The sequence below is a fragment of the Streptomyces sp. NPDC026515 genome, from assembly GCF_055567595.1.
On the sequence record NZ_JBVHQD010000001.1, the window covers coordinates 198,673 to 220,096 of the forward strand.

At 74.6% G+C, this 21,424-nt stretch carries 17 protein-coding genes; 9 read left to right on the forward strand and 8 right to left on the reverse strand.

The window, feature by feature from the left end; genetic code table 11:
* Positions 1-77 precede the first annotated feature (77 nt).
* Positions 78-2,852, reverse strand: a complete 2,775-nt coding sequence (locus ACZ4O3_RS00870) for an ATP-binding protein (protein ID WP_467720702.1) — start codon at positions 2,850-2,852, stop codon at positions 78-80.
* A 225-nt stretch (positions 2,853-3,077) separates the two neighbouring features.
* Between ACZ4O3_RS00870 and ACZ4O3_RS00875 the strand changes: the two genes are divergently transcribed.
* The 5 genes from ACZ4O3_RS00875 to ACZ4O3_RS00895 all read left to right on the forward strand — a co-directional run bounded on the left by ACZ4O3_RS00875 (position 3,078) and on the right by ACZ4O3_RS00895 (position 9,687).
* On the forward strand, positions 3,078-6,065 hold the full coding sequence (locus ACZ4O3_RS00875) for a helix-turn-helix transcriptional regulator (protein ID WP_467720703.1): 2,988 nt from the start codon (positions 3,078-3,080) through the stop codon (positions 6,063-6,065).
* A 32-nt stretch (positions 6,066-6,097) separates the two neighbouring features.
* Positions 6,098-7,063 carry an alpha/beta hydrolase gene (locus ACZ4O3_RS00880; protein ID WP_467720704.1) on the forward strand — a complete coding sequence of 322 codons (966 nt, stop codon included), beginning with the start codon at positions 6,098-6,100 and terminating at the stop codon, positions 7,061-7,063.
* A gap of 73 nt (positions 7,064-7,136) precedes the next feature.
* A complete protein-coding gene (locus tag ACZ4O3_RS00885) occupies positions 7,137-8,201 on the forward strand; it encodes an AraC-like ligand-binding domain-containing protein (protein WP_467720705.1) in 1,065 nt (354 codons plus the stop codon).
* Positions 8,195-9,226, forward strand: coding sequence for a helix-turn-helix domain-containing protein (locus ACZ4O3_RS00890; RefSeq protein WP_362725524.1), 1,032 nt, complete (start codon positions 8,195-8,197; stop codon positions 9,224-9,226). The genes ACZ4O3_RS00885 and ACZ4O3_RS00890 overlap by 7 nt, the downstream gene beginning before the upstream one ends.
* Positions 9,223-9,687, forward strand: coding sequence for a DUF5709 domain-containing protein (locus ACZ4O3_RS00895; RefSeq protein WP_362725527.1), 465 nt, complete (start codon positions 9,223-9,225; stop codon positions 9,685-9,687). Before ACZ4O3_RS00890 ends, ACZ4O3_RS00895 begins: the two co-directional genes overlap by 4 nt.
* 14 nt (positions 9,688-9,701) lie before the next feature.
* Here the strand turns inward: ACZ4O3_RS00895 and ACZ4O3_RS00900 are convergent, their stop codons facing one another.
* Both ACZ4O3_RS00900 and ACZ4O3_RS00905 read right to left on the reverse strand, forming a co-directional pair.
* Positions 9,702-10,571 (reverse strand): LysR family transcriptional regulator, encoded by an 870-nt coding sequence (locus ACZ4O3_RS00900; RefSeq protein ID WP_467720995.1) that lies wholly within the window; start codon positions 10,569-10,571, stop codon positions 9,702-9,704.
* A gap of 96 nt (positions 10,572-10,667) precedes the next feature.
* On the reverse strand, positions 10,668-11,900 hold the full coding sequence (locus tag ACZ4O3_RS00905; RefSeq protein ID WP_467720706.1) for an MFS transporter: 1,233 nt from the start codon (positions 11,898-11,900) through the stop codon (positions 10,668-10,670).
* A 256-nt stretch (positions 11,901-12,156) separates the two neighbouring features.
* On the opposite strand from ACZ4O3_RS00905, the gene ACZ4O3_RS00910 reads away from it, so the two are divergent.
* From ACZ4O3_RS00910 to ACZ4O3_RS00920, 3 genes are all read left to right on the forward strand, one after another.
* Positions 12,157-13,128, forward strand: coding sequence for an alpha/beta hydrolase (locus ACZ4O3_RS00910; RefSeq protein ID WP_362725536.1), 972 nt, complete (start codon positions 12,157-12,159; stop codon positions 13,126-13,128).
* Between the two features lie 13 nt (positions 13,129-13,141).
* On the forward strand, positions 13,142-13,285 hold the full coding sequence (locus ACZ4O3_RS00915; protein WP_467720707.1) for a hypothetical protein: 144 nt from the start codon (positions 13,142-13,144) through the stop codon (positions 13,283-13,285).
* Between the two features lie 138 nt (positions 13,286-13,423).
* Positions 13,424-14,149, forward strand: a complete 726-nt coding sequence (locus ACZ4O3_RS00920) for an alpha/beta fold hydrolase (protein WP_362732893.1) — start codon at positions 13,424-13,426, stop codon at positions 14,147-14,149.
* An 86-nt stretch (positions 14,150-14,235) separates the two neighbouring features.
* Here the strand turns inward: ACZ4O3_RS00920 and ACZ4O3_RS00925 are convergent, their stop codons facing one another.
* The 5 genes from ACZ4O3_RS00925 to ACZ4O3_RS00945 all read right to left on the reverse strand — a co-directional run bounded on the left by ACZ4O3_RS00925 (position 14,236) and on the right by ACZ4O3_RS00945 (position 20,801).
* Positions 14,236-14,778, reverse strand: coding sequence for a GNAT family N-acetyltransferase (locus ACZ4O3_RS00925; protein WP_467720708.1), 543 nt, complete (start codon positions 14,776-14,778; stop codon positions 14,236-14,238).
* Positions 14,779-15,215: 437 nt separating this feature from the next.
* Complete coding sequence (meaB, locus tag ACZ4O3_RS00930; RefSeq protein WP_467720709.1) at positions 15,216-16,214, reverse strand: methylmalonyl Co-A mutase-associated GTPase MeaB; 999 nt, start codon at positions 16,212-16,214, stop codon at positions 15,216-15,218.
* Positions 16,211-18,385, reverse strand: coding sequence for a methylmalonyl-CoA mutase (gene scpA, locus ACZ4O3_RS00935; RefSeq protein WP_362729895.1), 2,175 nt, complete (start codon positions 18,383-18,385; stop codon positions 16,211-16,213). Before scpA ends, meaB begins: the two co-directional genes overlap by 4 nt.
* Positions 18,385-20,190: a methylmalonyl-CoA mutase family protein gene (locus ACZ4O3_RS00940; protein ID WP_384996920.1), complete on the reverse strand. Its 1,806-nt coding sequence runs from the start codon at positions 20,188-20,190 to the stop codon at positions 18,385-18,387. The genes scpA and ACZ4O3_RS00940 overlap by 1 nt, the downstream gene beginning before the upstream one ends.
* A gap of 113 nt (positions 20,191-20,303) precedes the next feature.
* On the reverse strand, positions 20,304-20,801 hold the full coding sequence (locus ACZ4O3_RS00945; protein ID WP_467720710.1) for a MarR family winged helix-turn-helix transcriptional regulator: 498 nt from the start codon (positions 20,799-20,801) through the stop codon (positions 20,304-20,306).
* 100 nt (positions 20,802-20,901) lie between these two features.
* Here ACZ4O3_RS00945 and ACZ4O3_RS00950 point away from each other — a divergent pair, with 100 nt between their 5' ends.
* A complete protein-coding gene (locus tag ACZ4O3_RS00950; protein ID WP_362727838.1) occupies positions 20,902-21,417 on the forward strand; it encodes a YceI family protein in 516 nt (171 codons plus the stop codon).
* The last annotated feature ends 7 nt before the right edge of the window (positions 21,418-21,424 follow it).

Here is a 21,424-nt window from a genome sequence, read left to right on the forward strand (position 1 = left end):
ACGGTCCGAGTCGGTTTACAGGTCGTAAAGAACCGGCATGCGGCGTATCGTCCGCACGGACTTTGCCGCGGGCGTTCTCAGCCGCCGGTGTCCGCCGCCGCGGCGAGGGCGTCCCGGAGCTGCGCCCTGGCCGTGATACCCAGCTTGGGGAAGACCTTGTGCAGGTGGTAGCCGACCGTGCGCGGCGAGAGGTAGAGCCGGGCCGCGATGTCGCGGTTGGTCAGGCCCTGGGCGGCCAGCTCGGCGATCTGGCGTTCCTGCGGGGTCAGTTCACCGGCCGGGGCGGTGACTCCCGCCGTGCCCGCCGCCCGCAGCTCCGCCGCCGCCCGCTCGGCCCAGGGACGGGCGTCCAGCCGTTCGAAGCACTCCAGCGCCGCACCGAGATGCCGGCGGGCCTCGGCGCCCCGGCGGCGCCGGCGCAGCCACTCGCCGAAGTCGAGGTGGGCCAGCGCCTTCTCGAACGGCCAGCAGTCGGTGCCGACGCCGTCCAGGGCGGCCCGGAAATGCCGCTCGGCGTCGTCGGTGTCGGTCAGCAGGGCGGTGGCCCGGTGGAGCACGGCGGCCAGCCGCGGGGAGGCGTCGGACGTCAGGCCCTGTGCCACGCCGTCGACCACCGTGCGCGCGTCGTCCGTCCGCCCGGCGCGGACCGCGGCGGCGGCCAGGTCGCCCAGGTAGTAGAGCGAGGCGTGGTAATGGACGGGCGCGGGGCGGAAGTCCCGGGTGAAGGCCGCGCGCAGCTGCTCGTAGGCGCCGGCGTGGTCCCCGGCGACGAACGCCGCCATGCCCAGGGCGTGCCGGTGGCGGACCTGGAGACTCAGGGACCTGCGCAGATCCACCTCCCGTACGGCCTCCGTCGCCCGGGCCCGGGCCGCCGCCGGGTCGCCGCGCAGCGCGCACAGTGTGGCCCGCAGGAGGCGGGCGCCCACGGTCACGTTGTCGGCGCCCGCCTCCGTCGCCATCCAGAACGCCTCCTCGGCGGCCTCCTCCGCCGCAGCCCAGGAACCGTTCTCGAACAGGGCGAGGGCGAGCGCCTGGGTCACGGTCGCGTTCGTCCCCGCGCTGCCCGCGCGGCGCAGGACGTCGATGGTCCGGCCGAGGACGCGGACCGCCCGCTCGGTCTCGTCCAGGATCCAGGCCGTGCCGCCCGTCGCCGTGAGGTTCCCGAGGCTCTCCTCGCGGGCCAGCTCGGCCAACCCCTTTGTCAAGTGGGCCATGAGCAGCGGCCGTTCGCGATGGGGGTCGACGACCGCCAGGGCCCAGGAGCGGCCGGCCGGATCGCCGTCCCCGTCGATCAGCTCGCCGATCCTGCGGAGTTCGGCGCGGTAGTACGGCGCGCCGGAGTTGTAGACGGACGTCGCCGCCGTGCTCAGGGCGCCCAGGGCCAGGGCCGGAAACGATGCGGCGGTGGCCTCGGCGACGCCCAGCAGCAGCGCCAGCGCGTCCTCGTGGCGGAGCGTGACCCCGAGGGCCCAGCCGCCCAGCAGGGAGGCCTCGGCGCGTACCCGGGGATCCCCGGTCATCTCGCCGACCCGGCCGCTCATCTCACCGACCCACTGCGGGTGACCGGCGAACATCGCCGACTGCGCGGCCGTCAGCAGCCGCCGGGCGCGCAGTTCCGGGTCCGGGGTCAGTTCGGCGGCGCGTTCCAGCGCGGTGGCGGCGGCCGCGTGACCGCCCCGGCCCCGGGCCCGCTCGGCGCTCTCGGCCAGGGCGTCGGCGACCTCCGCGTCCTGGCCGGTGGCCGCGGCGGCCAGATGCCAGGCGCGGCGGTCCGGCTCCCCGGTGAGCGCGGCGGCCAGGGCGAGATGGGCCTGCCTGCGCTCGTGGAACGAGGCCGCGTGGTAGACGGCCGAGCGGACCAGCGGGTGCCGCGGCAGCACCCGGCCGTCCGCCACCCGGACCAGGCCGGCGCGCTCGGCCGGGTCCAGGGCCCGGACGACGTCCAGCTCCGGAGCGGCCCGGATGAGGTCGGTCAGATCCGCCGTGCCCGCCGCGGCCACCAGCAGCAGGGCCTGACGGGTGGGCGCGGGCAGGCCGGACAGATCGGCGGCGAACAGGTTCTCCAGCCGCGCGGTGAGCGGAAGGGCCGCGCCCCCGGCACCCCCCGCGACACCCGCGGCGCGGCCCCGGGCCAGGGCGCGCGGCAGCTCGATCAGGGCCAGCGGATTGCCGGCCGCCTGCCGGAGGATCTCCGCGCGCGCCTTGCCGCGGGGCGGATCGGGCTGCGCGTCCAGCAGCTGCCCGGCCGCCGTCCGGCTCAGCGGGCCCACGGTGACCTGCGGGAAGTCCCGGTCGAACCGGGCCGGTACGCCCTCCTCACGGGCGGCCAGCAGCAACACCACGGGCCTGCCCTCCAGCCGCCGGGCGAGAAAGGCCAGCACGTCCACCGAACCGAGGTCCAGCCACTGGGCGTCGTCCACCAGCAGAAGCAGCGGCCGGTGCGTCGCGGCGGAGGTGATCAGCGCGAGTGCACCGACGCACAGCGACAACTGGTCGAGCCTCAGTTCGTACTCCGCGGCCCCCGGGCCGAACGCCTGGTCCAGGGCCTCCCGGTGCGCCGCGGGCAGGCCGTCGCCGGGCAGCAGCGGATGCAGCAGCTGGTGCACGCCCGACAGACCGAGGCCGGTCTCGCCCTCGCTGCCCCGCACCCGCAGGATGCCGAAGCCCAGTGCCCGCCCCCGCTCCGCCGCCCGGTTCACGAGGGTGCTCTTGCCCGCCCCCGGCTCCCCGGTCAGCACCAGCACCTGGGGGCCGCCGTCGGTCACCGCCCCGAGCAGCCGGTCGACCCGGTCCAGTTCGGCCGCCCGGCCGAGGACGACCGGATCGGCGGGACGGTCGGTGCCGGTGTGCATGAGCGGTCCTTGTCGTCGAGGGCGCCGAAGGCATCGACATGGCCGGGCCCGTCGACATGTCCGAGCCCGTCGGCGTGGCCGGGCTCCTGATACCGCCATCCTGCCAGCGCCGGCCCGCGCGGCCGCGGCCGCGGGTGACTGGTCACGTGACAGAAGAGAGGCCGCCCGGCCTCGGCGATGATGGCTCTGGCCAGGGAGAACGTCCATCGCCACGGGAGTATGTGCATGACGGTCCAGTCACCCCGGCAGTCCGCTGTCGCCGCCGAGGCCTCCGTTCTGGGCCGGGACGCCGAGATCGAGCGGATCCTGCGGTGTGTGACACGCGAGCCCGGCGCCCCCCAGACCCTGCTGGTCCTCGGACGGGAGGGGATCGGACGCACGACCCTGCTGCGGCGCGTCCGCGAACTGGCCGCCGGTGAGGGCGTGCCGGTGCTCGCGGCGCAGGGCTGGGCCGGTGACCCCCGGCATGCCCGGGCCTGTCTGCAGCAACTGCTGGCGCCGCCGGCCACGGGCGAACCGGCCGATCTGCCCGCCGCGTCCCGGCAGGTGCTGACGGCCGTACTCCGCACAGACGGCCGGCCGGACGAGGAGGAGCTGCGGGCGGCGCTGACCGCGCGGCTGGACCGGCTCGCCGCCGCCCGGCCGGTGCTGGTGTGCGTGGACGACGCCGACCTGTGCGACCGGGCCACCGTGGCGGCGCTGTTCGCCGCCGTCCGGCAACTGTCCGGCCGCCCGCTGACGGTACTGCTCGCCGCCCGCCGGGAGAACGCCCTGCCGGCCCTGCCCCCCGGCACCGAGACCCTGAACCTCGGCCCGCTGGACGACGCGTCGGCCGCCGCACTCCTGGACCGGCAGCCGGCACCGCCCACCGGCCGGCACCGGCTGGAGATCCTTACGGAGGCCGAGGGCAACCCGCTGGCCCTGGCCGAACTGGGGCGCGGCGCGTCAGGTCCCGCCGGAGCGGCACGGCACGCGCCGGCCGAGCCCGTCTTCGGCGTACGGCTGGACGCGCTTCCCGCGCGCACGCGGCGCGCCCTGCTCTACGCGGCGGCCGCCGGGCCCGGCGAGACCGTAGCCGCTGTCATGACCGCTCTGGACACCGATGAACTCGCGGTGTGGGCCCCGGCGGAGGCGGCCGGATTCGTCTCGCTGTCCGAGGACCGGCTCGTCTTCCGGCATCCGCTGGCACGGTCGGCCGCGTACCTGCGGCACCCGGCGGCCGAGCGCCAGCGGGCGCACCGGGACCTGGCCGAGGTCGCCGTCGTGCCGGAGAGCAGGGCCCGCCACCTGGCCGCCGCCACCGTGGGAGCCGACGCGTTCGTCGCCGCCGGGCTGGAGACCTCCGCCTGGCGGGGCGGCGACGCCGTCCGGGCCGCGCGCGCCCTGGAACAGGCGGCCCGGCTCAGTCCACGGCGGCCGGAACACGTGCGCCGGCTCGCCGAGGCCCTGACGGCGGCGCAGGCGGTGGGGGACCCCGGCTGGGTACGGGAGCTGTACGGCCGGCTCCTGCGCGAGTCCGCCGAGCCGGAGTCGGTCTGTGTCGCGGCCGGTGCCCTCGCCTCGGTCCTGTGCCACGAGTCCGCCCAGCGCGAGGCCTTCGAGCTGCTGGCCGCCGCCTCGGAGCACTTCCCCCTGATCGGCCGGCCGCTCGCGCTCACCCTGGCGGGCCTGGCCGCGGGGGTCGCCGACCAGTCCGGGCTCCCCGAACACCGCACGGCCCTGCCCGCGCTGCTCGAACGGGCCCGCCGGGCGGGCGGCGCCGATTCCCATGGGACAGGTGCTCCGGGTGAGCTGGACGTGCCGGGTGTCCGGCGGGGTGACGGGGGTGCGGCGGGGGATCTCACGGCGGGTGGGTCCCCGGGGCAGCGGGTGGGGGCGATCACCGGGGGTGCGTCCGCTGCGACGGCCGGGGCTCCGGGCGGGCCGGGGAGGCCGGGGAGGCCGGGTGCAGCACGGGCCGGCGGGAGCGAGGCGGGGTGCCCCGGAGCGGGTGGGCCCCTCGGGCGGCTGGACGCGCCCGGGACGGAGCGGGCGATGGAGGCGCTGGTAGCCGTGGTGGCCAGGCCGGAGACCGCCACCGGTGCACTGCGCGGTCTCGGCCGGCCGCCCCGCGCACCGCTCGGCGGGCCGGACGCGCCGGCCGGCCGGCTGGCGGCCGCCGCGGTGGCCCACCACGCCGACGAGGCCGACCTGGACCTGGGACAGGCCCGCCTGGCCGACGACCGGCTGCGCAGCACCCGCGCCTTCGGTCTGCGCGGCTGGTCGGTGCTCGGCCTGGTGGACACCCTCATCGCCGTCGCCCGGTTCACCGAGGCCACGACCGTGCTCCACGACGCCCTGACCGAGGCGACGGTGCTGCGCCTGCCGCGCCTGCGGGCGGACCTGGAGACGCAGGCGCTGACCTTGCGGGCGCTGCGCGGCACCCTCCCCGCCGAACCCGGACTCACCCCGGCCGTCTGGCGCGCCGTCTGCCTGGACGAGAACCGGGCCACCCACGCCCGTCTGCTGCGCGCCCGCGGCCTCGCCGCCATGGCCCGCGGCGACTGGGACGACGCCTGGCGGCAGCTGCGCGAGCTGTTCACCGCGGACGGCTCGCCGCTGCACCCCTCCCTGTCGCCCCGGAGCATCGCCGAACTCGCCGTCACGGCCCAGCGGACCGGCCGGCCGGCGGAGGCCCTGCCGATCCTGGAGCGGGTGCGTGCCCGGCAGGGGGACCGGCCCAGCACCAGGATGACGCTGCTCCTGCACCACGCGACCGCCGTACTCGGCCCCGACGAGGAGGCCGAGGAGCACTTCCAGCTCGCCCTGGTCAACCACGCGGCGAACCGCTGGCCGTGGGAGTGCGGCCACGTCCGTCTCAACTACGCGCACTGGCTGCGCCGTTGCCGCCGGACCCTGGAGGCGCGCGGGCAGCTGACCACGGTCCTGGAGACCGCCGAACGCCTGGGCGCCGGACCCCTCGCGGCCGCCGCCGGCCGCGAACTGCGCGCCAGCGGAGCCGCCCCCGCCCCCGAGGCGGGCGGCCCGCTGGCGGAACTGACGGCACAGCAGCGGCAGATCGTCCAACTGGTGGCGCGCGGTCTGTCCAACCGGGAGATCGGCGAACGGCTCTTCCTCTCCCCGCGCACGATCGGCTCGCACCTCTACAAGGTGTATCCCAAGCTCGGCATCAGCAGCCGCCATCAGCTGCGTGACCTCGTGCAGGGCCGGTGAGGAGGGCCGGCGGGCCGGACGGAGCAGCGCCCATGCGGCCGGGACCGGCGGGCAGCGCCGTCGTCCTGGACCGGGCGGCGCAGCGCCTGGTCACCGCGTCCGCCACCCCGCCCGCCCTCGACGACCTCGCGCCGGACACGGCGCGGCGGGCGCTGCGCGAGACCCAGGCCGACCGGTTCGCGGACTTCGACGTGGACGCGGCCTTCCAGGCGGCCCCCGTCGGCCCGGCGGGGCTGCTCGGCTTCTGGACCGTCCGTCCCACGGCGGCCACCGGCCCGCTCCCGACCCTGCTGTACCTGCACGGCGGCCGGTGGACGCTCGGCGACGCCCAGACCCACGCCCGTCTCATCAGCTCTCTCGTCACCGGCGCCGGCGTGTGCGCGCTCGTCCCCGAGTACAGCCGCACCCCCGAGGCCCGTTACCCGCTGGCCCTGGAGGAGTGCTACGCCCTGCTGACCTGGGCGGCCGGCCGGGCCGGTGAACTCGGCCTGGACGCGGGCCGGCTGGCGGTGGCGGGCGACTGCGCCGGAGCCACCCTGGCGGCCGCCGTGACGATGCTGGCCAAGGTCCGGAACGGGCCGCGGATCGCCGCGCAGCTGCTCTACTACCCGCTCACCGACGCCCGCTGCGACAGTGCCTCGCAACGCCAGTTCGCCACCGGATACCTGCTCACCCGCCGGGCACTGCGCGGCTACTGGGCCCGGTACGTCCCCGACCCGGCCCGGCGCGCCGAACCCACCGCGGCACCGCTGCGGGCCCGCCTTGAGCAACTGGCGGGACTGCCACCGGCCCTGGTGGTCACCGCGGAGGCCGACGTGGCCCGCGACGAGGGCGAGCTGTACGCGCGCCGGCTGACCGAGGCCGGTGTCGACGCGCTCTCGGTGCGCTTCCTCGGCACCATCCACGACTTCGTGGCCCTGCACGCCCTCGCCGACAGCCTGCCCGCCCGGGCCGCGATCCGGACGGGCTGTTCCTTTCTGCGGGCCCGGCTGTCCTGACGTACCCGGCACCGGCCGAGGACCAGTCGGCCGACTGATGCGCCGACGCCCCCCGCCGGGCGAAGCTGAGGGCATGCCAACCGCGATCGGCTCCCACGAGGAGAGACGCCGGCGTCCGGCCGTCCCGGCGGGTGTCCGGGCGGGGCTCCTTCCGGCCGCCGCGCCGGCCGCCCGGGCCAGGGTCCTGACCACCCGCACGGTGCCGCCGGACGAGAGCCTGGACTACTGGCACGACGCCGTGTTCGACACCCTGGTGGGGATGGACATCGCCACCGCGGGCGGCACCTACGACGCGACCCTGCGGACCGACCGGCTCGGCGACCTGCAGATCACCACGGTGGAGGCCGACCCCGGCCAGGTCCACCGGGCGCCGCGCTTCATCGCCCGCGGCGACGGGCACCAGATCTTCGTCGCCGTCCAGAGCACCGGCCGGGCCCGTGTCGAACAGGACGGCCGCAGCGCCGAGATGCGCACCGGCGACATCGGGTTCTTCGAGACCATACGCCCGTTCCGCACCACGTTCCCGGAGCGCTTCCTGCTGAAGATCTTCGCGGTCCCACGCCGGCTGCTGCAGCTTCCGGAGGCCGACCTACGGCGGCTCACCGGGCGCGCGGTCCGCCCCCGCGGCGGACTCCCCGCGCTGCTCGCGCCCCTGCTGGAGCGGCTGGCGGACACCTCCGAGTCGTACGCCACCCCGACGGCCGAGCGGCTGGCCGGGAGCGTCATCGACCTGGTGGCCGCCACCGCCGCGGAGCAGCTGGGCGGGGACCCCGCGGAACTGCCGGGCGCCGACGACGTCCTGCTGCTGCGCGTGCGGACGTACATCCGCTGGCATCTGTCGGACCCGGAACTCACCCCGTCCCTCATCGCCGCGGTGCACGGCATCTCGGTCCGCTCCCTGCACCGGCTGTTCCAGTCCGAGGGCACCACGGTGTGCGGGTGGATCCGCGAACTGCGCCTGCACGAGTGCCGCAGGGAACTCGCCGCCCGGCCGCCCGGCACCGTCGGCCTGGGCCAGGTGGCCCGCCGTTGGGGCTTCACCGGCTCCGCCGGGTTCGGCAAGGCCTTCCGCAAGACCTTCGGACTGTCACCGACGGACTGGCTGGACCGGGTGCGGACGGAGGGGACGCCATGCTGACGACGGTGTCCTGCGCCCTCCGGGAACCGGCCCCCGGAGACCGGCCCGCCGCCTGGCAGCGGGCACTGTCGGAGACCTTCGTCGACCTGGAGGTCACGGTGGACCAGGGCCGCCCCTGGACGGGCGAGCTCACCGCCCAGCGCCTGGGCGCCCTCCAGATCGCCACCGAGGAATCCGGCCCCGGGACCGTCCTGCGCAGTGCCCGCGCGGTGGCCGCCGACCCGCGCGGCCACATCCTGGTCCGCCGCCAGCTGGCCGGCACCGCGCTGCTGCTCCAGGACGGCCGCACCGCCGAACTCCGCCCCGGCCGCCTGGCCTTCCACGACGCGCGGCGCCCGTTCCGGATCGTGCTCCCCGAGCGCCAGCGGGCGCGGATCCTCATGGTGCCCCGCGCCCTGCTGCGCCTGGAGGAACGGCACCTGCACGCGCTGACGGCCACGGTGGTGGACGAGGCCGAAGGGGGCGCGGCGGCCCTGCTGCTGCCGCTCCTGGACGGACTCGTCGACGAGGTCGGCCGGGCCGGACCGGCCCGCCGCGAGCAACTGGCCCGCACCGCCGCGGAGATCCTGGCCACCGTGGCCCTCGACCAGGCCGGCCGGCAGCCGGAGCCCGCCCTGTGGGAGCGGATCACCGCGTCGGCGGCGGCCCGGCTGGGCGAGAGCGGACTCACCCCGCGGGACCTCGCCGACCAGCACGCCATCTCGCTGCGCTATCTGCACCTCCTCTTCCAGCGCCACGGCACCACCGTCGGCGCCTGGCTGCGGACCCGGCGGCTGGAGGCGGCCCGCGAGGAGCTCGCCCGGCCCGGGTCGGCGCACCGGTCCATCGCCGCGGTGGCCGCCCGCTGGGGCTTCACCAGCCCCTCCCACTTCAGCCGGGCCTTCCGGGCGGCGTACGGCCTGTCACCGGCGCAGTGGCGGCGGACGGCCGCCGAGAACGTGCACGGGCCGCGGCCGGAACCTCCTACTCTTTCCGGTGACGGCCGGATCGAACTGACGGCCCGAGTGACGATGGAGCACGTATGACCGACGAGGCGATGGGTGACGACGTCTACCAGCCGGACGGTTCGGAGGTGCAGGACGACGCCGGTGTCCTGGACGCGTCCGACACCCTGGACTACCGGGCCGGAGAGGAGGCCCTGGACGAGGGCTACTCGCCGCCGGAGCGGCCCTGGGCCGTGGAGCACACGGGCGTCACGGCGGCGGAGGGGCAGCGCGGTGAGACCCTCGACGAGCGGCTCGCCGAGGAGGTCCCGGACATCGCCGCCCTGGAAGGCGACGACCTCGGCGACACCTGGGACACGGACGGCGAACTCCTCGACGACGAGGTCGGCGACGGCCGCGCCGGACGGCTGGTCGCACCGGACGAGGGCGCCCACGAGAACACCGAGACCGACCTGTTCGCCTCCGACCGGGGCCTGGACGGCGCCGGGGCGTCGGCGGAGGAGGCCGCGATGCACGTGATCCCCGACGCCGACACCTACTGACCGGCGCCATCGGTTCAGGTCATGTGCCGCAGCAGTGCGGCGACCGCCGCCGAAGGCTCGCCGGGCGGGCGTACCACCATCACCTTCCAGCTCGGCGCGTGGCGGCCGAAACGGTAGATGGTCAGGTCCGGGAAGCGGTGGGCGATGGTCGGCGGCATGATGCAGACGCCGAGGTCGTTGCGGACCAGTTCGGACGCGGCCACGATGTCGTTGACCTCGAAGGTCGTGGCGCGTTCGACGCCGGCCGTCCGGAACGCGCGGTCGGCCGCATCGCGGATCGCCCAGCCGGGAGGGAACTCCACCTGCGGCAGGTCGGCGATGCCGGCCAGGTCGACCGTGCCCCCGGGGCCGCTCGCGGTGAGGTTCCGGCGGGGCGAGGCCACCAGGACCATCTCCTCGTGGGACAGCAGTCTGGTCACCAGACCGCGCTGCTGCTGGCGGTCCAGGGCCACCACCGCCAGGTCCACCGTGCCCTCCCGCAGCCCCTGACGGAGATCGACGACCGCGGCCTGCCGCAACCGCACGACCACCTGCGGGTGTTCCTCCCGCAGCGCGGCGAGCGCGAGGTGCAGGTTCGCCCAGACCCCCTGCATCGTGCCGACCGTCACCCGGCCGCGCAGCTCTCCCCTGGCCGCGTCGACCGCCTCGCGGGCCAGCTCGGCGGCGCGCAGCGCCTGCCGTGCCGCCGGGACGAACGCCTCCCCGGCCGGGGTGAGCCCGACCCGGTGGGTGGTCCGGGTGAACAGCGCGGTGCCCAGCTCGCGTTCGAGTGCGCGGACCGTGCCGGAGACCGCGGACTGGACCACGTGCAGCTGCCGTGCCGCCGCGGTGAACCCGCCCGCGTCCGCCACCGCGACGACGACTTCCATCTGCCGTAGGTCCATCATCCGCTCCCGCCGGCGCAGTGCCCCGCCTCGGCGGGGCGGCGATCTTCACAGCATCCTAGGCAGCCACCCGACGCCACCGGCGGTCGTACGGCCCTACGCCGGGCGTTTCGCGCCCGGCCGGAGCTCGGTCAGCCAGTACAGCAGCGCCAGCACCGGCAGGGCCGCCGCGAACAGACTGACCGCGTTCCAGCCGCCGGCCCGGTAGGCGATCGAGCCGAACTGCGAGCCGAGGGCGCCGCCGATGAAGAAGATCGCGATGAAGGCGCTGTTGAGACGGGCGCGGGCGAGGGGGTCGAGCTGGTAGACGGTGTGCTGGCCGAGGATGAGGCTGGTCTGGACGGCCGCGTCCAGCGCGACTGCTCCGAGGGCGATCAGGAGCACGCTGTGCTGACCGAAGCCGGCTATGACGAAGGCCAGCGCGGCGAGCCCGAGCGCGGCACCGGTCATCGGCCGGGTCAGCCCGTGGTCGGCCCAGCGTCCGGCGAGCGGCGCCACGGCCGCGCCGGCGGCTCCGACCAGTGCGAACACCCCGACACCGACGGCGGAGTAGTGGAAGTGCGGCCCGGTCAGGACGTACGAGACGGTGGTCCAGAAGGCGCTGAAGGCACCGAACATCGCCGCCTGGTAGAGGCCGCGGCGCAGCAGCGCGGGGTGCGTGCGCACCAGCGCCGCCGTGGAGCGCAGCACGTGGTGGTAGGGCACCGACGTGGTCGGCGCCTGCCGGGGCAGGGCCAGCCGCAGCGCCACACCCAGCAGCGCCATCAGGACGGCCGAGCCGAGGTAGACGACCCGCCAGCCGGCGGTGCCGGACACCAGGCTGCTGAGCGTGCGGGAGAGCAGGATGCCGGTGAGCAGGCCGCTCATCACCCGGCCGACGATCCGGCCGCGCGCGTGGTCGGGCGCCAGACTCGCGGCGAACGGCACCAGGATCTGCGCGACCACGGAGGTGGCACCGCTGATCAGGGAGGCGATCAGCAGCATCGGGAAACCGGTCGCGAGACCCGCCGCCACCAGGGCGAGGGTGGTGATCGTCAGCAGCGTGGTGATGAGGCTCCGCTTCTCCAGCCGGTCACCGAGCGGGACCAGGAAGATCATGCCGATCACGTAGCCGACCTGGGTGAGCGTGATCAACGCGCCCGCGGTGGCCTCGCCGATGTGGAAGACGCCGCGCAGCTCGGACAGCAGGGGCTGGGCGTAGTAGAGGTTGGCGACCGTCATGCCGGAGGCGACGGCGAACAGCGCGATCAGCCAGCCCGGAACCCCGTGGGCGGGCTCGGCGGCGGGCTTCCGGCGCGGGGAGCTGACTTGGGACGACGACTGGGACACGGGGACCTTCCTCACAGGAGCTGTGACTCTCACTGCGCACAGCGCTCCGCCGCCCGCGATGCTTCCCCGTGCGGAGCGATGGATGAGGATGTCAGTCATCTCACCCGAAGATGACCGCGGTACCCGGCGCCGGGCGTGCGCTGCGGGGTGGCCGGAAGTGCGCTCGGGGGCAACCGCCCGGCGCGGCCGGCTCCTACGGTGAGGCAGGACGGCGCCGGAACGACCGGCGATCCCCGCGCAACTCCAGGAGACTCGCATGTCCGAATCCTTCACGCCCGTCAAGCCGGTGCTCGAACCCGCCGCCCAGGCCTTCGTCGAGGCCACCGCCAACCCGCCCTACCTCTTCGACCTCGCCCCCGCGGAGGGCCGCAAGGCGGTCGACGAGGTGCAGTCCGGCGAGATCGCCAAGCCCGCCGTCGACGAGGAGTGGATCACTGTCCAGGGCGGCCCCACCGGCACCGTCCGGGCCCGCATCGTGAAGCCCGCCGGCGCCACCGGAACCCTTCCGGTGATCATCTACATCCACGGCGCCGGCTGGGTCTTCGGCAACGCCCACACCCACGACCGCCTGGTCCGCGAACTGGCCGTCGGCGCGAACGCCGCCGTGGTCTTCCCCGAGTACGACCTCTCGCCCGAGGTGCGCTACCCGGTCGCCATCGAGCAGAACTGGACCGTCGCCCAGTGGGTCGTGGCACAGGGTGCGACGAAGGACCTGGACGCCGGCCGGATCGCGGTGGCCGGTGACTCGGTCGGCGGCAACATGACGGCCGCGCTGACCCTGATGGCCAAGGAGCGCGGCGGCCTCCCGCTGCTCCAGCAGGTGCTGTTCTACCCGGTGACCGACGCGAGCTTCGACACGCCGTCCTACCACCAGTTCGCCGAGGGCTACTTCCTGCGCCGCGACGGCATGTTCTGGTTCTGGGACCAGTACACGACCGACGAGGCCGAGCGCGCCCAGATCACCGCGTCCCCGCTGCGCGCCACCGTCGAGCAGCTCAAGGACCTGCCCCCCGCCCTGGTCGTCACCGGCGAGGCCGACGTGCTGCGCGACGAGGGCGAGGCGTACGCCGACAAGCTGCGCGAGGCCGGGGTGCCGGTCACCGCGGTCCGCTTCCAGGGCATCATCCACGACTTCGTGATGCTCAACGCCCTGCGTGGGACGCACGCCGCCGAGGCCGCCATCTCGATGGCCGTACGCACCCTGCACGCGGCCCTGCACACCGCCTGATCCGCGGACCGGCGTGAGCACGGACGAGCCGTCCGGGCTCGGCCGCCCGCACCTCGGGCACCTCAGGGAACAGCAGACCGAACACCGCCTCCGGGCCCGGGCGGAACGCGAGGAGGCCGGGCCGGCGGAGGCGGTCGACACCGCGCCTTCGACCTGAGCGCCGGCATCGCAGCCCGTCCCCGGCCACCCGGCCGCCGGATACGACGTCGACACGGACCTCGGTCCCGACGTGCGACGGCCGGCCCCGTCATCCCACCCGCCCGCGTTGACCGCGGACAGCCGAGAAGGAACCCCCATGACCGACCCCGCACCCACCGTCGTCCTGGTGCACGGCGCCTTCGCCGACGCGTCCAGCTTCGCCCAGGTCATCCCCGAGCTGCTCGCCGGCGGGCTGAAGGTGCTCGCCCCGGCCGTGCCGAACCGCAGTCTGACCGGCGACGCCGCGTACATCGCCTCGGTGGTCCGTGCGCTGCCCGGCCCCGTCGTCCTGGTGGGGCACTCCTACGGTGGTGCCGTCATCACCGTCGCGGGGGCCGAGGACAACGTGCGGGCCCTCGTCTACCTGGCCGGCTACGCCCTGGAGGAGGGCGAGAGCCTCGGCGAGCTGCAGGGCCGGTTCCCCGACTCCGAGCTGGCCTCGGCCCTGGTGTACACGCCGTTCCCGGTCGCGGGGTCGGACGAGCCCGGCACCGACGTGACGGTGGAGACCGACCGGTTCCCCGCGATCTTCGCCGCCGACGTAGACCCGGACCTGGCCGAGGTGCTCGCCGTCTCCCAACGGCCCCTGGCCGGCGCGGCCTTCGCCGAGCCGGCCCCGGTCGCGGCCTGGAAGACCAAGCCCTCCTGGGGCCTGGTCGCCTCCTCGGACCGCACCATCAACCCCGACGTCGAGCGCTACGGCTACGAGCGCGCCGGCATGACCGTCGTCGAGGTGGACTCCTCCCACCTGGTCATGCTCGCCCACCCCGAGAAGGTCGCCGCCCTGATCCTGGAGGCGGCCCGGAGCCTCGCCGCGGAGTGACCCGCCAAGGGTGACACCAGGGGGCCGCGTACCGGCGCAGACCGGGCGCGGCCCCCTGGTGCGCACCCGCGCCCCGGGCCGTCGGCCTAGCCCTGCGCGGCCGGCTTCCAGTCCTGGGCCAGGAGGCCGAGGAGCACCTCGTCGAGGAACTCTCCCATCACCCAGGCCGCGGAGCGCAGTACGCCTTCGCGGACGAAGCCGTTGCGTTCGGCGGAGCGCAGCATCGCGGCGTTGTCCGCCAGCGTGTCGACCTGCAGCCGGCGCAGTCCGCGTACGACGAAGCCGTAGTGGCACAGCACGGCGACCACGTCGGTGCCGTAGCCCTTGCCGCGGGCGGACGGCAGCAGCCCGAGCCCCAGGTGCGCGGACCGGTTGTGGGTGTCGAGGCCCCACAGCATGGCGCTGCCGACCAACGTGCCGCCCTCCAGCTCCACCACGGAGAACGGGACGTTCCCCTCCTCCGCGTCGGCCACCACGAACGGCGCTTCCTTGGAGCCGGGCGTGAACGGCCGCCACGGCCGGCGGTTGGCCCGCGAGGCGGTGACCACGGCGTCGTGGAGTTCGGCCTGCAGGACGGGGACGTCCGCCTCGTACCGGGCCCTGAGTCCGACCTTGCTACCCCTGAGCATGCAAGCTTCCTATCCGACCAGGCCGACCGGCGGCAAACGAATAAGGCCCGCCCGGGCCGGTGACCGCGAACCGGCACCCCCCGCCGGCGGGGGCCCGACGCGAGGATGATGCGCCACGACGGCAGGACGGGGTGCACGCTCGGCACGCGCCGCGGTGCCCGCGGCCGTCCCGGCTGGACCCGCTGTCCCGGCCACGGCGAACGGGCCGGCTTCCGCAGCCCGCGGGCCGTCGCCGGCCTCCTCACCGCCGCGGCCGCGGCCGCGGCCGCTGCCCGCCCGGCCCGCCGTACCCGAGCGGCCGTGTCCACGTCCGCCGTGCCGCCGCCCGGCGGACGTCCTCGACCGGCGGCTTGCCGTGGCGCGGGCCGGCCGTACGGGGTGCCGGGCTTCGAGGACGGGGTCGCGCCGTCCGACGAGCGGCGGGAGACGCTTCAGGATCAGGCGGTTCGAGGCGTGTCCGGGGATTCCCCGAACGCCTTGAGGATCCGCTCGGCGGCCAGCGTCGCCGTCAACGTGCCGTCCCGGACCTGCCGTTCGAGGTCGGGGGCGGCCGCCCGTACCGCCGGATGGGCGGACAGCCGGCCGAGCAGCTCCTCCCGCACCATCGACCAGGTCCAGCCGACCTGCTGCTCACGGCGCTTCCGGGCGAGCCGCCCGGTGGAGTCGAGCAGCGCCCGGTGCTGCTCGAGTCGCTCCCAGACGACGTCCAGCCCCGTCGCCTCACGGGCGCTGCAGCTCAGCACCGGCGGCGTCCAGAAGGCGTCCTTGCCGTGCATCAGCCGCAGCGCGCCGGCCAGTTCGCGTGCCGCGGACCGCGCGTCCCGTTCGTGCGGACCGTCCGCCTTGTTGACGGCGATCACGTCGGCCAGCTCCAGGACGCCCTTCTTGATGCCCTGGAGCTGGTCGCCGGTACGGGCCAGGCTGAGCAGCAGGAAGGAGTCGACCATGTCGGCGACCGCGGTCTCGGACTGCCCGACGCCCACGGTCTCGACCAGGATCACGTCGTACCCGGCGGCCTCCATGACCACCATCGACTCGCGGGTCGCCTTGGCCACCCCGCCGAGGGTGCCCGCGCTGGGGGAGGGCCGGACGAAGGCGGCCGGGTCGACCGACAGCCGCTCCATCCGGGTCTTGTCGCCGAGGATCGAGCCTCCGGTCCGGGTGGACGACGGGTCCACGGCGAGCACGGCGACCCGGTGGCCGAGCCCGGTCAGCAGCGTCCCGAACGCGTCGATGAACGTCGACTTGCCCACGCCCGGCACCCCGCTGATGCCGATCCGCCGTGCCCGGCCGCTGTGTGGAAGCAGCTCGGTGAGCAACTCCTGCGCCAGCACCCGGTGCTGCGGACGGGTGGACTCGACCAGGGTGATCGCGCGGGCGACGACCGCGCGCCTGTGGTCGAGCACACCCTTCACATAGGCGTCGACGTCCATCACAGGTCGTGCCCGAGTTCCGCCGACAGCCGCTTCACCAGGTCGTGGGCCGCGTCCGGGATCACCGTCCCGGGCGGGAAGACGGCGGTGGCGCCCATCTCCAGCAGGGTCGGCACGTCCTGCGGCGGGATCACCCCGCCGACCACGATCATGATGTCCGCCCGGCCCTCCTCGGCGAGCTTCTCGCGCAGCGCCGGTACGAGGGTGAGGTGGCCGGCCGCCAGCGAGGAGACGCCGACCACGTGGACGTCCGCCTCCACCGCCTGGCGGGCGACCTCCTCCGGGGTCTGGAACAGCGGGCCGACGTCGACGTCGAAGCCGAGGTCGGCGAAGGCCGTGGCGATCACCTTCTGGCCGCGGTCGTGGCCGTCCTGGCCCATCTTGGCGACCAGGATGCGCGGACGGCGCCCCTCGGCCTCGTCGAAGGCGTCGACCAGGGCCCGGGTGCGGTCCACGTTCGGGGACTCGCCGGCCTCGTTGCGGTACACACCGGAGATCGTACGGATCTGGCTCGCGTGCCGCCCGTACACCTTCTCCAGGGCGTCGGAGATCTCGCCGACGGTCGCCTTGGCGCGGGCCGCGTTCACCGCCAGCTCGAGCAGGTTGCCCTCGCCGTCCGCCGCGCGGGTCAGTGCGTCGAGCGCGGCCCGGCACGCGACGTCGTCCCGCTCCGCGCGCAGCCGCCGCAGCTTCTCGATCTGCTGGGTGCGCACCGAGGAGTTGTCGACCTTGAGGACCTCGATCTGCTCGTCGCTGTCCACCCGGTACTTGTTGACGCCGATCACCGGCTGCCGCCCGGAGTCGATCCGCGCCTGGGTCCGCGCGGCCGCCTCCTCCACGCGCAGCTTCGGGATGCCGGCGTCGATGGCCTGGGCCATCCCGCCCGCCTGCTCGACCTCCTGGATGTGCGCCCAGGCCTTGCGCGCGAGGTCGTAGGTCAGCCGCTCCACGTAGGCGCTGCCGCCCCAGGGGTCGATGACCCGGGTCGTCCCCGACTCCTGCTGGATCAGCAGCTGGGTGTTGCGGGCGATGCGCGCCGAGAAGTCCGTCGGGAGCGCGAGGGCCTCGTCGAGGGCGTTGGTGTGCAGCGACTGGGTGTGGCCCTGGGTCGCCGCCATCGCCTCCACACAGGTCCGCGTCACGTTGTTGAAGACGTCCTGCGCGGTCAGCGACCAGCCCGAGGTCTGCGAATGGGTGCGCAGGGAGAGGGACTTGGTGTTCTGCGGCTCGAACTGCGCGACCAGCTTTGCCCACAGCAGCCGGGCCGCGCGCAGCTTGGCGATCTCCATGAAGAAGTTCATGCCGATCGCCCAGAAGAAGGAGAGCCGCGGGGCGAACGCGTCCACGTCCAGGCCGGCCTCGCGTCCCGCGCGGATGTACTCGACCCCGTCCGCCAGCGTGTACGCCAGCTCCAGGTCGGCCGTGGCACCGGCCTCCTGGATGTGGTAGCCGGAGATGGAGATCGAGTTGTAACGGGGCATCCGCTGCGAGGTGTAGGCGAAGATGTCGGAGATGATCCGCATCGACGGCTTCGGCGGATAGATGTAGGTGTTGCGGACCATGAACTCCTTGAGGATGTCGTTCTGGATGGTCCCGGCCAGCTTCTCGGGTGGTACTCCCTGTTCCTCGGCCGCCACGATGTACAGCGCGAGCACCGGCAGCACGGCGCCGTTCATCGTCATCGAGACGGTCATCCGGTCCAGCGGGATCCCGTCGAAGAGCCGGCGCATGTCGAGGATCGAGTCGATGGCCACGCCCGCCATGCCGACGTCACCGGTCACCCGAGGGTGGTCGCTGTCGTAGCCCCGGTGGGTGGGCAGGTCGAAGGCGACCGACAGGCCCTTCTGGCCGGCCGCCAGGTTGCGCCGGTAGAAGGCGTTGGACTCCTCGGCGGTGGAGAAGCCCGCGTACTGGCGGATGGTCCAGGGCTGGTTGACGTACATCGTCGGGTAGGGGCCCCGCAGGTACGGCGCGATGCCCGGGTAGGTCCCGAGGAAGTCCAGGCCCTCCAGGTCACGGCCGGTGTAGAGCGGCTTGACCCCGATGCCCTCCGGGGTCTCCCACACCGGGGCCTCACCGCCGGATGCCTGCTTGACGGCCGTACGCCATTGCGCGTCACCGCCCTCGGTGACGGGGGTCCCCAGTTCGATGCCGGAGAAGTCGGGGATTCCCATCAGGACACTCCCATGCGGTCGAGGGTCTCGGACAGCACGGCCACGGCGTCGCAGCCCGCGAAGACGTGACCGTCGACGCCGGCGTACTCGCCCCGGCCCGCGAGGAACACGTGCCCGGCACCGGCATCCTTCAGCGACCGGGCGGTCGGCTCGGCCTGTTCGGCGTAGAGCGCGTCGCTGGAGCACAGCACCGCCTCGGTGGCACCGCTCTCCTCGAAACTGCCCTCGGTGACGGGTTCGATGCCGCCGGCCTGGAAGAGGTTGGCGGCGAAACCGGCGCGGGCGGTGTGGGCCGCGGCCGGGCCGATCGTCGCCAGGTAGATCCGGGGGCGGGCGCCGGTCGCCGCGAGATGGGCGTCCGAGCGGGCACGCAGCTCCTCGTACGCCTCGTCCCGGCGGACCCGGGGGAGCCCGCCGGAGGGCGGCTCGGGGGCGGGCTCGCGCACCGGCGTCCTCTCGGCCAGGTGCGGGAACTCGCTGACGCCGGTGACGGGTTCGCGGCGCCTGGCGAGCTTCTTGGAGCGCTCCGCCCAGGTCGTCGCGAGGTCCGTGCGCAGCCGGCCGGAACGGAGCACGGCCGCCTGGCCGCCGTCCCGCTCGATCGACCGGAAGTACTCCCAGCCCGCGTGGGCGAGTTCGTCGGTGAGCCGCTCCACGTACCAGGAGCCGCCCGCCGGGTCGACGACCCGGGCCAGGTGCGACTCCTCGACCAGGATCGTCGAGGTGTTGCGGGCGATACGGCGGGCGAACGCGTCCGGCAGGCCCAGCGCGTGGTCGAACGGCAGCACGGTGACCGCGTCGGCGCCGCCCACGCCGGCGGCGAGCGTGGCCACCGTGGTGCGCAGCATGTTCACCCACGGGTCGCGGCGGCTCATCATCACCGGCGAGGTGACCGCGTGCTGCACCTGGGCGCCCGCGCCGGGCGCCCCGCTGACCTCGGCGACCCGCGCCCACAGCCGGCGCGCGGCGCGCAGCCTGGCGATCGTCAGGAACTGGTCGGCGGTCGCCGCGTACCGGAACTCCAGCTGTCCGAGGGCCTGTTCGACGTCCAGTCCGGCCTCGGTCAGCGCCCGCAGGTAGGCCACCCCGGTGGCCAGCGAGGCACCCAGCTCCTGCCCGGCCGAGCCGCCCGCCTCGTGGTACGGCAGCGCGTCCACGGTCACCGCGCGCAGCCCCGGGAACTCCTCCGCGCACCGCCGCGCGAGGGCGGCGACGGGTGCGAAGTCCAGCGACTCACCCGTACGCGCCTCGAACCCCAGCGGGTCGGCGCCCAGATTGCCGCGTACGGCCTCGGGGTCGACGCCCTTCTCGTCGTACAGCCGGAACAGCTCGGCGGCCGCTCCCGCCACCTCGCGGCCGGCGTCGAGGACGACCGGGGCCAGGTCGAGGTAGACACCGTCGAGGGCGCGGGCGAGGCCGGAGACCGGGATGCCACCCTGGCCGGCCAGCAGCCAGAGCGAGGTGACGCCGTTCTCCAGATCGGCCAGGAGCGCGCCGTCGGGGGCGGTGGCGTGCCGCTGCCTTATGTCCCAGCCGCCCGCGGTGCTCCCCTCGGGCCGGCCGCCGCGCACGAACGGCGCGAAGCCGGGCAGGCCGGGGTCGGGCGCGGTGTCGCGCGCGGTGTAGAGGGGGCGGGTGCGCAGCCCGTCCTCCAGCGTCGTGGACAGGGCGTCCTCAGCGGCCTCGCCCGAGACTTCCCTGCCCGACTTGCGCAGTACGCCCGCCACGAGGTGTTGCCACTGCTCGTGTGTCGCGTCAGGGAACTCGGCGGCCAGTGAGAGCCCGTCGTCAGGCAGGACCGTCATGCTCGGATGCTAGGGCAGCGGGCCGAAGGCGCACGGGTGACGGGGCTGTGAGCTTGCCCTCTCCGTGATTGTGACCTGCGCCTCCCGAGGGGGGAGGGGCGGGATCCGGGGGGTCAGCGGGTGCCGTCGTCCAGGGTCGGCACGAGCGCGCACAGGGCCTCGCGCTGCTCCGCTCCGATGACGTGGGCGAACGCCTCCCCGACCGTCTCGGCCAGGGCGGCGGAGGCGTCCTGGATGCGCCCGCGGGCCTTGTCGGTGAGGGCGACCTCGATGCCCCGCTTGTCGTCGCAGACGGCCTTGCGGGTGACCAGGCCGGCGTGCTGGAGGCAGGCGATCTGGTACGTGAGGCGGGTCTTGGGGCGGCCCAGCAGCTCGGCGATCCGGGTCATCCGCAGGCCCTGGCGGGGCTGCTCGGCGAGCAGGCACAGGATCAGGAACTCGTCGTGCGAGACGTCCAGGGTCTTCTTCACGACCGACCGCAGCCGCTGCTCCACCGCCCCCGTCGCGGCCAGCAGCAGCATCCAGGCGCGCAGCTCGTCCGGGAGCAGCCCGTCGCCCGTCCGGGACGGGCATACGGGCAGCTCTGCGGGGTCTTCCTGGACGGCGGCCATGGCATCGAGTCTACCTGTTGTCCAAATTTGGATATTGGGCTAGCGTGCAGCCGTACCGCAGTCATCCAAATTTGAACCATCAACCGATCGGAGCACAGCCGTGACCGTCACCGTGGCAACCGGCCTCTGGCAGCTCGACCCGGCCGCCTCCACCGTCGCCGTCCGGCACAAGTCGGTGTGGGGTCTGGTCACCGTCAAGGGCGCCTTCACGGGCGTCACCGGCCGGGGCGAGGTCGCCGCCGACGGGACCGCGACCGGCACGCTGACGATCGACGCGGCCACCTTGGACACCAAGAACAAGAAGCGGGACGACCATCTGCGCTCGGCCGACTTCTTCGACGCCGCCAACCACCCGGAGATCACCTTCGCGGTGCGCGGGGCCGAACGGGCCGCGGACGGCGCGGTGCGCGTCGACGGTCAGCTGACCGTCCGTGGCGTCAGCAGGCCGCAGCAGGTCACCGCGGAGCTGGTCGCGGCCGACGCGGACGGGCTGACGCTGCGGACCGAGTTCACGGTGGCGCGCGAGGAGTTCGGGGTCACCTTCAACCAGATGCGCATGATGGGCGGCCCGACCACGGTCACGGCCACCCTGCGCTTCACCCGCGCGGCGGCCTGACCGGCCC

Bases quoted from the DNA above. Each gene is read 5' to 3' on its own strand.
- ACZ4O3_RS00945 (WP_467720710.1), bottom strand. From the start codon at position 20,801: ATGGCCGCCGTCCAGGAAGACCCCGCAGAGCTGCCCGTATGCCCGTCC.
- ACZ4O3_RS00920 (WP_362732893.1), top strand. From the start codon at position 13,424: ATGACCGACCCCGCACCCACCGTCGTCCTGGTGCACGGCGCCTTCGCC.
- ACZ4O3_RS00870 (WP_467720702.1), bottom strand. From the start codon at position 2,852: ATGCACACCGGCACCGACCGTCCCGCCGATCCGGTCGTCCTCGGCCGG.
- ACZ4O3_RS00885 (WP_467720705.1), top strand. From the start codon at position 7,137: ATGCCAACCGCGATCGGCTCCCACGAGGAGAGACGCCGGCGTCCGGCC.
- ACZ4O3_RS00880 (WP_467720704.1), top strand. From the start codon at position 6,098: ATGCGGCCGGGACCGGCGGGCAGCGCCGTCGTCCTGGACCGGGCGGCG.
- ACZ4O3_RS00925 (WP_467720708.1), bottom strand. From the start codon at position 14,778: ATGCTCAGGGGTAGCAAGGTCGGACTCAGGGCCCGGTACGAGGCGGAC.
- ACZ4O3_RS00875 (WP_467720703.1), top strand. From the start codon at position 3,078: ATGACGGTCCAGTCACCCCGGCAGTCCGCTGTCGCCGCCGAGGCCTCC.
- scpA (WP_362729895.1), bottom strand. From the start codon at position 18,385: ATGGGAATCCCCGACTTCTCCGGCATCGAACTGGGGACCCCCGTCACC.
- ACZ4O3_RS00900 (WP_467720995.1), bottom strand. From the start codon at position 10,571: ATGGACCTACGGCAGATGGAAGTCGTCGTCGCGGTGGCGGACGCGGGC.
- ACZ4O3_RS00895 (WP_362725527.1), top strand. From the start codon at position 9,223: ATGACCGACGAGGCGATGGGTGACGACGTCTACCAGCCGGACGGTTCG.
- ACZ4O3_RS00940 (WP_384996920.1), bottom strand. From the start codon at position 20,190: ATGACGGTCCTGCCTGACGACGGGCTCTCACTGGCCGCCGAGTTCCCT.
- ACZ4O3_RS00910 (WP_362725536.1), top strand. From the start codon at position 12,157: ATGTCCGAATCCTTCACGCCCGTCAAGCCGGTGCTCGAACCCGCCGCC.
- ACZ4O3_RS00890 (WP_362725524.1), top strand. From the start codon at position 8,195: ATGCTGACGACGGTGTCCTGCGCCCTCCGGGAACCGGCCCCCGGAGAC.